The organism is Idiomarina sp. ST20R2A10, assembly GCF_051842345.1.
In the GTDB taxonomy this organism is placed as follows: Bacteria; Pseudomonadota; Gammaproteobacteria; order Enterobacterales; family Alteromonadaceae; genus Idiomarina; species Idiomarina loihiensis.
Genome location: NZ_JBNIEY010000005.1, coordinates 236,909 through 250,925, shown reverse-complemented (window position 1 = coordinate 250,925; position 14,017 = coordinate 236,909). Strand labels below are relative to the sequence as shown.

Here is a 14,017-nt window from a genome sequence, read left to right as displayed (position 1 = left end):
AGGTGGCCCAGTTTTGGGATAAATTACACCGATAAAAGCCGCTCCAAGACCAAACCTCCCATAGCTGGGCCACTTTGCCAAGGAAACCGGCTTAAGTGGCCCAGTTTTGGGATAAATTAGACCTATCAAATCCGATCAAATGCCAAAACCTCCCATAGCTGGGCCGCTTTGAGCAAGGAACTGGCTTAGGTGGCCCAGTTTTGGGATAAATTACACCGATAAAAGCCGCTCCAAGACCAAACCTCCCATAGCTGGGCCACTTTGACCACGAAGCCGACTTAAGTGGCTCAGCTTTGGGATAAATTACACCGACCAAAGCCGATCCAAGACCCAACCTCCCATAGCTGGGCCACTTTGCCAAGGAAACCGGCTTGAGTGGCCCAGTTTTGGGATAAATTAGACCGATCAAAGCCGGTCCAATACCACTCCTCCCATAGCGGGGCCACTCCGATGAAGAAAATCGGCGTAAGTGGCCCAGTTTTGGGATAAATTACACCGATCAAAGCCGGTCCAACACCACTCCTCCCATAGCTGGGCCACTCCGATGAGGAGAATCGGCGTAAGTGGCCCAGTTTTGGGATAAATTAGTCCGATCAAAGCGGCTTCAATGCCCCAAATTCCATAACTTCGACAAAATGAGAAAAGAGCTGGCGTAGTCTGTGATACTTGGAAGGTCCAAATCACTAACTTATCGAGGGCGTTTATGGGTAAAACAACTAATGAAAGCAAAAACCCAGGAGTCCCTAAGATTTTACCTTCGCAGCATTTACATCTTAAACTCAGGCCTACCCTTGCTTTGTATGCGTAGGCTCCAGTGTTCCAAACGGTGTCTTGAATGTTCAACTTCTGCCCGTCATCATTACCGTGGCATAATCAAACATCTGCTGACTAATCACACCGTATTTGCTGAAAACAGGCTCTAAACTTAAGTAATCCTGAATTCAGATAATCACCACTCACAATTTGTGGGGGATTTATTCGCTTTGCACAATTTCTGGGGTAAACGCCATTCTCTCTCGTCCGCTGATCGTTTATTCAGCGGCATTTATGTGATTCGCATGTTGGTACGTAGCAGTTATCATCATTACCTGCACGCTTTTGTCATCATTTACCCCAAAAATTGGGGAAACAAGCATTAAAGTGCGTTTTAGTAACGCAGCCGTCTCGATCAGCTTGCTACGGCAAAGGAGCGAACCTGCTCTTTAAGGTCAATTAGCTCCTTGAGGCGTCCAGATAACGACGGATCTCATACAAACCAACGAGCGAGCCTGAGAGCATGACATCTTTTGGTGAGTTCTCCCCAAAAGATCGGTTGCAATTGTTGATCCATTCCTGTTTGTGCGCGTCCTGCAAGAATAAAATTCGTAACGCCTCATGAATACCGAGGATCAATGAAACACGCGTGCGACGGTCTGTTGTCAGCTTGGATCGCATCCTACCACTTTTCATCCGGCGAAAGGTTGCGATGGGAATATCCCCCAATACAACGGCTTTCTCTGCGTCCGAAAATCCCCAAAAGTCCAGTATACGAACGGCAATGTTGAAAGCCACTTGGTCTTTTTCCACGGTTTTCCCTTCGTGGTTTTCCCGAAACTGCGCAGGATCAAACGTTAATGCTTGTGCGTGCATGACTCAACACCTCTATCAAATGACAGTTAGAGTTTAACGCTATCAAATGATACTGCAAGTGCTCGTTATTTATTTTTCGATTTCGATGCAGCCATGGTTAGCACTATTTTTTAGTGTCACTGCAATGTATTTAATTGCAAAAGGATAAACCGGATCCACGTATGGTTGCGTCCTGAAAGCCTGGGGAGACCCCAACAAAGAAACAGCCAGTACTGTACGAATACACAGATTGCACCACCTAACCGTATAAACTATTATCGTATACACGAAAACAATATACACATTACAATGCCAGATAATAAACCCGCTATCGATGAGAAGCTGTACGAGCGATATAAAGCAATCGAATACCTCGCTTTCTGGGAAGGCGGTGTTAATGCGTCTCGGCTATCACGGTTATTTGGGGTGCAGGCTAATGTCATAAGCAAAGCGATTACAAATTATCGCAAACATTATCCTGATGCATTGGTGTATATGCCAAGCGATCCGGAGAAGCTGTTTGTCGCGACAGACGCATTTGAAACACACTTCATTCGACCACAATGGGCGGACTACATTCAGTTTATACTCGCCGTTGGCTCTCATTATATTGAGGGGCTTTATGGACCTGATGCCTTCCACAATGCAGTCACACCGCTTGCGATGCCAAGTCCTGTTATTACGCGGGTGTTATTAAAAACCATCCGTAACAATGCAAAGGCCACCATCCTTTATAAAAGCCGTACGCACCCCCAAGGGCTGAAACGAGACATTATCCCACAGCAATTAAGCCATGATGGGTTGCGCTGGCACTGTCGAGCATACTGCTGCCGACGCGATCGTTTTTCCGATTTCAATCTCGGGCGTATCAGTGACATTGTTATGACTGAAAAAGGTGTCACTCTCCCGGCTATCGATACGTTGTGGCATCAGTACGCGCCCATTGAAATTGCACCACATCCGTCGCTTGATGAAACTGAGAAAATGCTGGTATTAAACGACTATGGTCAAACAGCGCCCTTTGTCATTAAAGCGCGCTGCGCCATGGTTGATTACACCCTGCAATATTACCGCCTGGGTCGTCACGGCATACAAAGCGACCCGCGTCAGCATCCATTAATTGTTGCCAATATTGAGGCACTGCGCCCCTACCTGTTTGAGCAGGCCAGCCAATGAACATTTATAAGTACCTACAGCAGATAAAAGCCGACAAACCAGTCAACGCGATACGGCTCGATGAGCTTTTACATCAACATGCTCTCTCTTTAGAGACGCTTGGGAAACCTTCATTTGTGAGCCGAAATACATATCTGATCGAGTCAGTTGATAACGCACTGCTGGCACAGTGGCTAGAGCGCTTCGCGCCGGCGACATCGCGTGTCGATGCCTCCCGGCGCGCAAAGGATTCACACCAACATCGTACCTCTGCAGCCTATTTTACGGCCAAATTACTGAGTGATCCGGATAATCATTTTGCCATTGCCTGTCGCATTAGTGGCGCCTCTACCGGACGAACAGTCATCCCCGCTGATGCTACGCTGGTATTAATTGAGAACAGTGAGTGCTATACCCAGCATGAACGCTTTTTACTAAACGTAGGCTTAGGGGACTTATCGTCCAACACGGTTATTTTGCTCTCCGGTGGTAATGCCATCACACATCCGGCCGCACTGACCTATTTATCTCAATTCCCGCGCATACATTACTGCCCGGATTACGACTTAGCTGGCATCGAAATATATGAAACCGCGAGCCAAACGCTAGCGCATAAGCTGCACTTTGTGATGCCCGATGACTTGGTCAGTTACGCACGTTACTGCAAAAAACCAAAACACCAAGCCCATTATTTAAAGGCGATTGAAAAGGCCAGGTATCACAACTTTGACGCGATGGTTGAGTTATTAATTGACGGTCAGGGCGTTTTAGAGCAAGAAGTCCTTATAGGAGAAGACAAGTGAATACGAGCACTACCAAGATCATCATCAAGCGTATCGTCGCTGTTGATTCATCATCCATGGCTTATGCTGAAGCGCTATTAAATGACAATATCTTGCTGATGGGGCTTGGTAATGTCGGTAAATCAAGCCTGGTCAATGCGGTACGCTTTTTCTTGTTACCGGATACCAACGTAAACCAGGCAAAAGATAAGTTTGCCTTTCGCTCTGGTGCAGACAGCGACGACAAAGAGAGTTACTACGACAAGGACGAACTCTATAATTACTACTTCCCGACCGTGCATTCGCGCCTCATTCTTGAGGTGGAGCATCAGCTTCTTGGTGGCGGGACGCAGAGTCACTGCCAAATCATCTCAAGAGGCGGGGATTACAAAATACAGCGTGTCTTTATCCCGGAGCCTTACGAAGCCATTGAGCATCTGTTCTGGCAAAAAGACGACGGCAACGGTACCCGACCGACAAGTCCGGTCGGCTCGGACCTGGTACCTCGACTGCGTGAAGTGAATAAAAATGCTAAGCAGTATTCACAGCGCGACCAGCTGATAGAAGCGCTCTATTCATTTAATGCCATGAACCCGGCAAGCACACCGTTTGCTATCTTTCCACTTAGTAATATCCGTGCGAATTCAGTCGACTCCGTCAGGGCGCTGGTCAAAATGCTGTTTAATCAAGATGCGGGCTCTCTTAGGCTAATGACAGCCACTGCTGTTGAGGCACAGGACGCATTTGATGAAACACTGGAAATCGATATCAACGAAATTATCGGCAAAAAGTATGAGCTGACTCAGCGCAAAGAGCAGTTAGTAAAATTACGTGCGCTTGAGCCTCAATTCACCGAGCTTCAGGAGCAGTTTTCGAGACTTCAGAAAAAAAGCGCCGCAACCTCACAATTTATAAGTCTGTATCAAAATACGACGGTGCATTGTCAATCGCTTGAGGAGCAAGCTGACGCCATTGGTCGTCGCGTTGAAACCTTGAGACAAAAATGCAAGACGCTAAGCCAACAGAAGCAAAATGCCTTAACTGATATGCAGGTTAGTCAGAAACAAGTCAATCGATTAAATAAAGAGATTGAACAGAAAACGGCAATAAAAAACCAATGCGATCAGATCATCGCATCGTATCCCGATGAGGGTATATCGTTCGTCCTAGGCTCACTCGAAGATTACCTAGAGGAAAAACAAAGCGACTATAAGAACCGTACAGAGCAAAATACCCGGGAGCGACGCATTACAGAACTTGAGGAGCTCATTAAAGGCAAAGAGCAAGAGGTGACTGCTCCCCGCCCTAAGCGCTAAAGCGCCACGGGCGAGGCTTCCAACTTCTCAGGCAGCAACTGGTACGTGACCAGATTGACGCTTGCCTCCATTGGCAGAAACCGACAGTCCTGCGGCCTTTAATTTTAAAATACCTTGAGCCTTGATATTTAAGGCTGCATTGATGTCCCGATCACGCTGTGTTGAGCAGGATGGACACTGCCAGTCACGCACGTTCAGTGACAAGTATTCCAGCTTGCGTCCACAGCAAGAGCAGGTTTTTGAGCTGGCAAACCATTGATCAATTTTAACCAGATGCTTGCCTTGCTCTTTGGCCTTGTATTCCAGCTTTTGGATCAAGCCTGACCAACTCGCATCGGCAATGTGCTTCGACAATTTCCTGTTCTTCAGCATGTTTTTGACTTTCAGTGTCTCGACAATTACCGCTTGGTTTTCGTCAATAACGTGTCGAGACAGCTTGTGCTGAAAATCAGCACGAGCATTCGCCAGACGCTGATGCGCCTTAGCGAGTTTAAGTCGGGCTTTTGCACGACCTTTGCTGCCTTTCTTGCAGCGTGATAAGGCTTTTTGTTTACGGCGCAGATTGGCACTGGCTTTCTTCAAAAAGCGTGGATTCGGTTTTTTCGTGCCGTTTGAATCTATGGCAATATGTGTTAAACCCATATCCAATCCGAGCACTTGAACAGCATTCAGGCTTTGAATGGACGCAGGAGCTTCTTGCCCATCTTCATGCAGTAGCGAGGCATAGTATTTACCTGTCACGGTGCGGGACAGGGTGATGCTTTTCAGTTTTCCTTCAACCTTGCGATGAATACGCGCTTTAATGGGCTGCTTTAACTTCGGCACTTTAATCCAGTCATCACCACAATCAACGCTCATGCAATGATAGCTGGACTGCCTGCCGTGCTTGCGCTTGAACTTGGGATAACGAGAAGGCAGTTTGGGATCAAAGAAATGTTGAAAGGCTTTATCAAGATTGATACATGCCTGCTGGAGTGCAATCGAATCAAAATCTTTGAGCCAGTGATACTTGCGAGATTTCTTCGCAACAGCCAACAGCGGCTTGAGGTCTTTTTTGGCCTTCAATTTCAAGCCGTGACGCTTGTACTGGCTGCTAATGATGTGCAAAGCCTTGTTGTACGCAAAGCGCACAGCACCGAACTGGCGGTTTAAAAACTCCGCCTGCTCAGGTGTGGGATAAATGCGTACTTTCGTTGCTTTTAACATAGTAAGTAGAGTACTGTATTTATACACAGTATAATTGCATGCGCCTTTATCTGAGTCAAGGTCGCAGACGGACTATAAACCTACGCCTTATATCCCCGCCCGACTGGGCGAGGGTTACGGCGTGATTGCTAAAAAAAGCAGAGGCTAAAATCCGGGACAAATCAAAAAGCCTGCATGCCCAGCTGCCGGAGCCGCTTTACAACAAGCTGTATTCAGTCAATAGCGATCTTGCAAAAGCGAATCCTGGTCGCGATTTAACCACCGATGAATTGTCGCAAATTAACCAATTTTGCGATCTTTTAATAGAGCGCGGCGGATCACTTGATTTTTTTGATGAGTCAATTCCGCTGCTCAGTGAGCCCTATCAGCCCATCACAGAAAAAGATATCACGGGTATTGAGAGTGAACTGTTCGATTTAAAAGAAGAGCTCAAGGAATTAAAAGAGCTCAACACCAACGCAGTCAATAGCACGCACAAGGTTGAAGTGCTAACCCGAGAAATTAAAAGCGCCGAATCTGACATTGAAAAAATCGAGGGTTATACCGCGACTTGCCAGAGAATCATTTCAGCAACCGCTGATCATGAACAAGAGCTCAAAGACCGGGATGAGTATGCTGAATTACACCAGGAGCTAGAGACGGCTTACGAACGAGATAATAGTGAACTGACCCGTTTACGCAGTGAGTTATCAGCAACGCAAGATAAGGCTAGAGCGCTGAGTATGATGCTATCCCAGTATCATAACGCTATCTGTCGCTTCCCGGCTACGAAAACGCGCCTCGATGCGGTATTAGAAGGCGATGAAGAGGCCCCTGCCGGCGACAAAGTCGGTGATGAGGAGAGCTTTCAACGAACATTAAATGCACTGCAAGACGCTGAAAAAGCCAAATACGAAATCAAACAGAAACTTGTCGAGTTGATCAAAGACGGCCTGATAAGTGACGACTATCAACTGCTTGAGCGTGACGATGGCGATGATGCCGTTGTCAATACATTCAATATGCTGGCCCAAAAGTTTGAGCTGCTATCACACAACAGCGATGTATTGGCGCAGGATACTCGTCGTCATAATGCGCATATTAGAAACCGCCTGGAGCGGCTCAGTAAGACCAAAGACAAGATTGAAACCACCGTTTCCCGGATAAACCGGGATATTGAAGGCGCCTCAATGAACGACATTGAAGAAGCCCGGCTTGTTGTTGATTTAGAGCCCCTTTTCAATAGTCTGGTTGATAGTTGGCGTAATTTCGACTCGCTCAATACCGAAAATACGTTACCGTTTGAGTGGTATAGCATGCTGCAAAAATTCGTTGATAGTAAAGCCGTCAGTGACGATGATGGCAAATTGCGGCTTAATCACCTCATTCAAGGCACCCGATATGAAACGCGCAAAGCGGGCGCCTCGTGGGATAGCAAAAAACAATCAACATCGACTCACATGCTGATTAATACGCACTTTTGCGACATCTTCCTTGATAAGCTGGCCAGTCAATCTGCGCATATTGCCTTCCCGCTGATCGTGGATGAAATTGGCAGCATTGATACAACGCAGATCCCTGAGCTCATTGCTACATTGAACAACAAAGGCCATTACCTTATCGGCGTGACCGTGGACGGGAAAAGCGGTGCCGTATTCGAAGCCATTGGAAGCTATCAGGTGTTCACCCGCGACAATCTAACCACACACCCATACAGCAAAGAGCGGCGTAATACCGCTATTCCGAGGTTTCGAGAATATTTGAACGTCGAGCATCCGGATACACCTCCTTCTCAATCATCGCTTGAGGTGTGAGTTATGGCGGACTTGATACAAAAACGCTTCAGTACAATCGAAACCATATTAAAAATGCTCAATCATCGTGAGCTTATGTTTCGTGCTATTGAAACGTCCGATAAGCGTCAGGGCAATGCCGTGATTGAGGCGGAATTCTTTTATCTGGTAGCTGAATATAAAAAAGGTTTGTCAGCAGAGAAGCAAAAAGAGGTAACCACCGTTTTTGACTATAAAAATTTATTGTCTGCCAAGGTGCTTGATGATCGACGCGCCACAGACGGCGTGACAAAGTTATGGTTTAACTCGGTTATCATTGATTTATTCCGCCTGTGCAAAATCAGCCTATATCGCCCGTTGAACAAAACCTCACTACTGTCAGCCATGACACCGATATGGTCCATACTGTCGGATATCAATGAGAAGCAGCTTTCACTTATCCCAGGAACTGAAGAATACGACGAATGGACCGACACATTGAATGCCCAAATCACGGGATTACTCGGGCGAATTAAAGCCAACATTACGAAGCTGGAGCAGCTTGGCGAACAATTCCAAGAGGATATCGCAGAGGAGGCTCAGCGCGAGCTACCTGATGCTATGAAGCTTAAATTCGAGCACGCCTCGAAACTCTATCGTCGCGAAGTGCAGCCGCTCAGTTCATTTTTGGATAAAGACACGCGCTACGAAAAAGGTGATGGTATTTTGCTGACCATTGATGCGTTAAAAAATGTCTTTGTCCGCAATGGCGACCTGGAGTACCAGGCGCTTATGACGAACTACTATCTGCAATACCTGGATTTATTCGAGCCAATAAAAGCGGTCGCCGACAATATCAGTATTTATCTGAGAAAGACCAAAGAAGCGATTGCACAGCACAACGCCATTGAGTCCGCCTATGTCATCATCAAGCAAGCTTATAATAAGACATTAAGTGCCGATCGACGGCTCAAAAATATCAAGTTGTCGGATCTGCAGGATTTAGCGCCGGAGCGAACACTGGGCAAAATTAAACGCCCTGCCCCTATACAGATTGATAAGAAACCGGCCTTTTTAAGTAACGTGTTTAATGAGCTGGCACGCCGGACCCTACAAAACGCCCATAGTATCGACGATAAATTGGTGTTTGAGGACGTTATTCAAAAAGACAGCGCTGTTGCCATCCGGCACTCAATTCGTCTGAATCGCTGGGTGACATCGCATTCATGGCCGGAGAATGTTGATTTTATCGCGCATGCTTATGAACAGCTCAAAAACACGTTTGAGGGATTCAAAGTACCTGATTTGCTGGAGATAAGCAGCACACTGGTTACCTCCAAACAGTATACGATTAAAGCACTACCGGCATTCAAGCAGATCCGTGAAGAAGATCCTGATACCGGGGTTGTTACTGAAATGGGTTACTGCGTTCGTCATATTACCGCCACCGGACAACATTCAGAGGGTTCTGATGGAAATCAATAATACGTTCTCACAAACATCACCTAATCTTTCACGCGCCATTTATCAAATGTTCGCTGAAGGCGGGATCATTAACAAACACGAATACGTGCAGTCCGTTGCCGATTTTAAAGAATCTTCCATGTATCAAGAGTTGGTAACCAATCATAGTCACTATGAAGCACTGTATTGGCAATTGGGGTATGTCCTCGCGCATGATGGTGAAGGCGAGTTTTTCCACATTAAATCAAAAATTAAAGACGAAGAAGACGACGAATTTAATGAGGCCGCCTTAAAAATTATGGCGGTATTAACATTGTTTGCGCGTATAGCAACACAACGTGGGCAGCCTCTCCACTTGCTCGGCGAACCGGCTCAGGGGTTAACGGTAGCTGACATTGATATGCTTGATAGTGACGAGGATCTGCAACAAGTATTACGCGCGTTAAAGTTCAAGGATAAGTCTAACGTTATCAGCACCCTAAAACGGTGTGGGTTTATCTTTCAGGTGAGTTCGACAAAGTACGTTTTAAGTAAAGGCGCGGTGTCAATGATAGACGCTATTATAGAGCATCAACGGAACGTGAGCGGCGATACTCAGCCTATATGAGAGTGACACGTTTTCGGGAGGTGGCAGACAAAACTTTTCGCCAGAGCGATAAATCAGCCTGCCAATAACTCTTCAAGTCGATGAAGTTGCCGTTGATATGTCTCTGGATTGTCTTCTTTGAATTTCGCCAAGTTGAACAGCTTCCACTTAACGGATGGAAAGCGCTGATAGTCGTATACAGACCAGTCAGGCTGTAGTCTATTGATGCTCAACCAAAGAAACAAGCATACCGATCTTCTTTCACAAGCTCTAAGAACTCATTAAGTCGCTTCACTTTAGGCTTTGGCTCATAAGCATGCCATTTCAAATCAGCGCGTTGCCAATACACTTTCCAGCAATTTTGCGTTTTTACGTAGGTTGTTTTTGCCACCGGCAGTTCCATGGTTTCGGAAGGATTTTGCCATTGCGGTCTGATCTCGAAAATTTCAATACTCTGATTTTCAATTCGGTAACCAAGGTCAAGCTCTGGTCGTATGTGCATCGGCGGTCTTCGTACCGCCATGAAGGCTTCAAGTTCTTTCTCACATTTCTTAATTTCGAATTCACTGAGGGCCATAGCAGATTACCTAATACGCGAAAAAGAGGCAGGATTTTAACCCAAGATGTGGCCTGTTGTGAATCAAACTGGGTTTGATTCAGTTCCGTCCTTTTCAATGAGACAATACAGACCGGCCAAGGTAATTGTCTCTCAATACAGGTAAATTGGATTGGTTGAAAGGTTGTATGCCTACCTTTAGGTCTACAAATCATTACGTGAAAAGTAACTTAGTGTAGACCTACTGTTTGCGCTAATCTAATCAATGGTCTACACTAACTTACCTAATTGGTTATTTTTTGTAGACCTATGACTAAATCTGATGAGCTACTAAACGCGTTGGCGAAAGCGGTTAACGCTGGCGGAGGCGTTCACAGTGCAACGGAGCTTGCTTTTATGTTGGGTGTGCCTTGTGACCCAGCTTTTAGAAAGTTCCTCGCAGATAGCGTAAAGAAGGGCTTGCTAAGACGAGTGGTAAAAGGCTTTTATGAAAGTACGATCACACCGCCAGAGCCAGAAACAGCCATTTATAAGATCATTAAAAAGTTGCGTAGTGGCGTATTGAATTACATCAGCCTAGAAAGTCAGCTTAGTTACACCGGCGATATTTCGCAAGTTGTGATGGGTAGAGTCACCGTTGTTACTAAAGGTCGAAGTGGTTGTTTTGACACGCCTTATGGTGTGATCGAATTTACCCACACTAAGAAGCCAGTCGAGCAAGTCGCACCTAAATTGTACTATGACCCCGAAATTAAAATGTACCGCGCATACAAAGAACAAGCGCTCGCAGATCTTAAGCACTGCCGCCGTAATCTGCATATGCTGGAGAGCTAAGTATGTGGGAGTGTGTAGGAGATAACGTATGCTGAAGCAACAAATCCGCCAAATCGTACAGTCAAATCCTGACTATGCGGCAATCACGCCCGCGATAGAAAAAGAGATCTTGCATCATGACATTATGGATGTGCTGATCAAGCAAGGTGTTATGCAGCGATTAACCTTTATTGGCGGCACCTCATTACGCATGTGTCACAACAGCAGTAGGTTGTCAGAAGATCTTGATTTCAATGGCGGTCATGACTTCAAACCATCTGAGTTTGAGGGGTTGGGATCCGAGATACAGACTTATATTCAAAATAAGTATGAAACTGAAGTTTGGGTAAACAAGCCCTCTGGCGAGCAGCAAGGGGATACCGTTTCGTGGAAGATTAGTATCGTTAAAGAGCCTAATCGTCCTGATTTACCAAGACAAAAAATGCATATTGACGTCTGTTCAATACCTTCATTCGATATCGAAAAGCGTCCGTTAATCAATCATTACGATATTGTTGTGCCGACTGAAGGCATCTTGGTTCCTGTTCAATCACTACAAGAAACACTGGCCGATAAGCTTATTGCATTAGCGTATCGGTCAAGACGTATTAAGCCTCGCGACATCTGGGATATTGTTTGGATTAAGCAACGCGGGATTGATTTATCCAAGGTATTGGTTGAGAAGAAACTCACCGCCAGACACAAGCAAACAGGTGACTTTCGACAGGCGCTGTCTACTGCGGTAGCCAAGCTAATGTCGGAAGAAGAGGTACACGATGACTTTAATATGGAAATAAGCCGTTTTATCCCTAAGCAAATTAAAGAGCGAACCTTAGATAACCCAGACTACTGGCCATACGTTCAGGGTGAGGTAAATGACATCGCGTCTGAGTTACTTCATGATGGGACGCTCAAAAATCCGTTTGATATGGGTTAGTTCTGAATATTCGAGCTTTAGAAAGCAGATCGGTTGCCAATGGCCATTAATGTTGAGTACGCCACCGTAATTGCCGCTCAATAGTTCACTATAGAAAACTTAATTAGTATATTTTGCAACAAAAGTTCACTAAATCGTAATTATAACTATAAAAGTATGCTATATTAAACAAATTATCACTCAGGTATTAAAAAGTTCACTAAAAAGAACTGTCATTGGTGAAACACATGAAAAGTCACATCACAGAGTTAAAGCAGCAAGTTCATGCGCTTCTGCGTGAGATCGAGCGACTAGAAGCAAAAGAGCTTGAAGAAAAAGAGCTCTTTCCACTCGCAGAGCTAAAGGAGCGTGTGACTCAATACGTGAAAGAAAACGATATTACCATCGACACCTTTTGCGACCTAGCGATGATCAGCAAAACAACACTCTACGCTGCATTTACTTCGCCAGCCTCAGCGAAGTGCTCAACGATTGAGTCCATTATCGCTGTGTTTGGTAACTATAAACTGTATGTTGGCCGCACCGATGCACGTTAATCGTATCGCAACCGTATTCGTCAATGGTGTGAAGGCGGGCATACTCACCGAATATCGTGCCTCGCACGATTTATCTGCTCGAGAGTCTTATACATTTGAGTATGCAGCAAACTACCTAGTAGACGGCTCTCCAATTGGGCATTTTTTTCCGCTTACAAAGACCCAGTATGAGTTTGATGCTTTACCGCCCTTCTTTACCAATTTGCTCTCAGAAGGATGGTTAAGAACCCACCAAGCGCAGAAGGCACGACTTGATAAAAGCGATGAGTTTGGTTTGTTGTGCGCCAACGGCGAAGAACTGATTGGAGCTATTTCTGTAGTCGCCGGTGAGGTTGACGATTTGCCAAGCCAGCGATCTGTTGAAATACCAATTCCTAAACCAAGTATTTTGAAAGACAAAGGCGTCACCATTGTTGGCACGTCACGCTCATTCAATGACTATGCAGTCGATCATGCAAACGGTCATTCCATATCGGGCGTGCAGCGCAAACTGATGATGAAGTTAGAAGGCAATCAACTCGTGCCAACGACTCGCGGCGGACAATACATTGTAAAGCCTGCACCGGAAGGTGTGCCGCATTGCCCCGAGAATGAGTTTTTCGTTATGAGCTTAGCCAATAAAGTTGGACTCAAAACCGCGGAATGTGGCCTTGTACCCTTTGAAGACGGAGAGTTGGCTTATGTGACCAAGCGTTTCGACATTTTAAGCAAGCATGAACGTTACTTTGTCGAGGACGGCGCGTCATTATGTTCGGTCCACCCAAAACATAAAGACAGCGATGCATTAAGTTATGAAACCGTTTTAAAAAGGCTAAGCGAGGTCGCAGGAAACAGTAAAGCGGTGACGCTCAACCTATTTTTACACGTCGTTTTTTCATACCTTGTTGCGAACAATGATTTACACTTGAAGAATTTTTCCTTAATGCGCAAGCCTTCTGGAAAAGTCTCGACGATGGATATGTTAACCCCTATCTATGACGTACTTAGTTTAGCGCCCTATCCCATGTTTGACCACGCCTGCTTCACGTCGATTGGCGTTCTCGCAACAGAAGAAGGAGACGACGGCTATTTCAGTGACGCCTACGAACAGTTTGGTTTTTATACCCAAAGTGACTTCGTGCAGCTTGGGGTGAACGTAGGCTTACCGAAGGCTCTGGTGGAAAAACAACTAAAACAGCTCATCGGCAAGCTATTAAAGGTGATCGAGAGTGGTTTTCGAACGCCACTACCCGACGATATGTACGGGATCATAACAGATCGTATTCGTGAGCGCGGTCGCGCATTAGAGCTGACTTTGCGTTAGGCAC

The 14,017-nt window shown here is 45.8% G+C and carries 13 protein-coding genes; 10 read left to right on the top strand and 3 right to left on the bottom strand.

Going from position 1 to position 14,017, the window contains the following annotated elements; all coding sequences use genetic code 11:
• Positions 1–1,212 precede the first annotated feature (1,212 nt).
• On the bottom strand, positions 1,213–1,629 hold the full coding sequence (locus ACP7H9_RS09830) for an antitoxin Xre/MbcA/ParS toxin-binding domain-containing protein (protein WP_278355164.1): 417 nt from the start codon (positions 1,627–1,629) through the stop codon (positions 1,213–1,215).
• A gap of 288 nt (positions 1,630–1,917) precedes the next feature.
• On the opposite strand from ACP7H9_RS09830, the gene ACP7H9_RS09825 reads away from it, so the two are divergent.
• The 3 genes from ACP7H9_RS09825 (at position 1,918) to ACP7H9_RS09815 (ending at position 4,861) form a co-directional block, all read left to right on the top strand.
• Positions 1,918–2,784: a WYL domain-containing protein gene (locus ACP7H9_RS09825; RefSeq protein WP_439222676.1), complete on the top strand. Its 867-nt coding sequence runs from the start codon at positions 1,918–1,920 to the stop codon at positions 2,782–2,784.
• 116 nt (positions 2,785–2,900) lie between these two features.
• Positions 2,901–3,566: a Wadjet anti-phage system protein JetD domain-containing protein gene (locus ACP7H9_RS09820; protein WP_439222675.1), complete on the top strand. Its 666-nt coding sequence runs from the start codon at positions 2,901–2,903 to the stop codon at positions 3,564–3,566.
• The gene (locus ACP7H9_RS09815) at positions 3,563–4,861 is read left to right on the top strand and encodes a hypothetical protein (protein ID WP_439222674.1); all 1,299 of its coding nucleotides are present in this window, start codon (positions 3,563–3,565) and stop codon (positions 4,859–4,861) included. The genes ACP7H9_RS09820 and ACP7H9_RS09815 overlap by 4 nt, the downstream gene beginning before the upstream one ends.
• A 27-nt stretch (positions 4,862–4,888) precedes the next feature.
• On the opposite strand, the gene ACP7H9_RS09810 is transcribed toward ACP7H9_RS09815, so the two are convergent.
• Positions 4,889–6,067, bottom strand: a complete 1,179-nt coding sequence (locus tag ACP7H9_RS09810) for an RNA-guided endonuclease InsQ/TnpB family protein (RefSeq protein WP_439222673.1) — start codon at positions 6,065–6,067, stop codon at positions 4,889–4,891.
• Between the two features lie 125 nt (positions 6,068–6,192).
• Here ACP7H9_RS09810 and ACP7H9_RS09805 point away from each other — a divergent pair, with 125 nt between their 5' ends.
• Genes ACP7H9_RS09805 through ACP7H9_RS09795 form a run of 3 tightly spaced genes read left to right on the top strand, consistent with a single transcriptional unit; the run spans position 6,193 to position 9,889 of the window.
• Complete coding sequence (locus ACP7H9_RS09805) at positions 6,193–7,860, top strand: hypothetical protein (RefSeq protein ID WP_439222672.1); 1,668 nt, start codon at positions 6,193–6,195, stop codon at positions 7,858–7,860.
• 3 nt (positions 7,861–7,863) lie between these two features.
• A complete protein-coding gene (locus ACP7H9_RS09800; RefSeq protein ID WP_439222671.1) occupies positions 7,864–9,303 on the top strand; it encodes a hypothetical protein in 1,440 nt (479 codons plus the stop codon).
• The gene (locus ACP7H9_RS09795; RefSeq protein ID WP_278355167.1) at positions 9,290–9,889 is read left to right on the top strand and encodes a condensin complex protein MksE; all 600 of its coding nucleotides are present in this window, start codon (positions 9,290–9,292) and stop codon (positions 9,887–9,889) included. The genes ACP7H9_RS09800 and ACP7H9_RS09795 overlap by 14 nt, the downstream gene beginning before the upstream one ends.
• A 208-nt stretch (positions 9,890–10,097) precedes the next feature.
• On the opposite strand, the gene ACP7H9_RS09790 is transcribed toward ACP7H9_RS09795, so the two are convergent.
• Positions 10,098–10,445 (bottom strand): DUF3024 domain-containing protein, encoded by a 348-nt coding sequence (locus ACP7H9_RS09790; RefSeq protein ID WP_278355170.1) that lies wholly within the window; start codon positions 10,443–10,445, stop codon positions 10,098–10,100.
• A gap of 288 nt (positions 10,446–10,733) precedes the next feature.
• Here ACP7H9_RS09790 and abiEi point away from each other — a divergent pair, with 288 nt between their 5' ends.
• The 4 genes from abiEi (at position 10,734) to ACP7H9_RS09770 (ending at position 14,013) form a co-directional block, all read left to right on the top strand.
• The gene (gene abiEi / locus ACP7H9_RS09785; RefSeq protein ID WP_439222670.1) at positions 10,734–11,258 is read left to right on the top strand and encodes a type IV toxin-antitoxin system AbiEi family antitoxin; all 525 of its coding nucleotides are present in this window, start codon (positions 10,734–10,736) and stop codon (positions 11,256–11,258) included.
• Positions 11,259–11,286: 28 nt separating this feature from the next.
• The gene (locus tag ACP7H9_RS09780; RefSeq protein ID WP_439222669.1) at positions 11,287–12,174 is read left to right on the top strand and encodes a nucleotidyl transferase AbiEii/AbiGii toxin family protein; all 888 of its coding nucleotides are present in this window, start codon (positions 11,287–11,289) and stop codon (positions 12,172–12,174) included.
• Positions 12,175–12,401: 227 nt separating this feature from the next.
• On the top strand, positions 12,402–12,710 hold the full coding sequence (locus ACP7H9_RS09775; RefSeq protein ID WP_439222668.1) for a hypothetical protein: 309 nt from the start codon (positions 12,402–12,404) through the stop codon (positions 12,708–12,710).
• Positions 12,700–14,013 carry a type II toxin-antitoxin system HipA family toxin gene (locus ACP7H9_RS09770; RefSeq protein ID WP_439222667.1) on the top strand — a complete coding sequence of 438 codons (1,314 nt, stop codon included), beginning with the start codon at positions 12,700–12,702 and terminating at the stop codon, positions 14,011–14,013. Before ACP7H9_RS09775 ends, ACP7H9_RS09770 begins: the two co-directional genes overlap by 11 nt.
• Positions 14,014–14,017 lie beyond the last annotated feature (4 nt).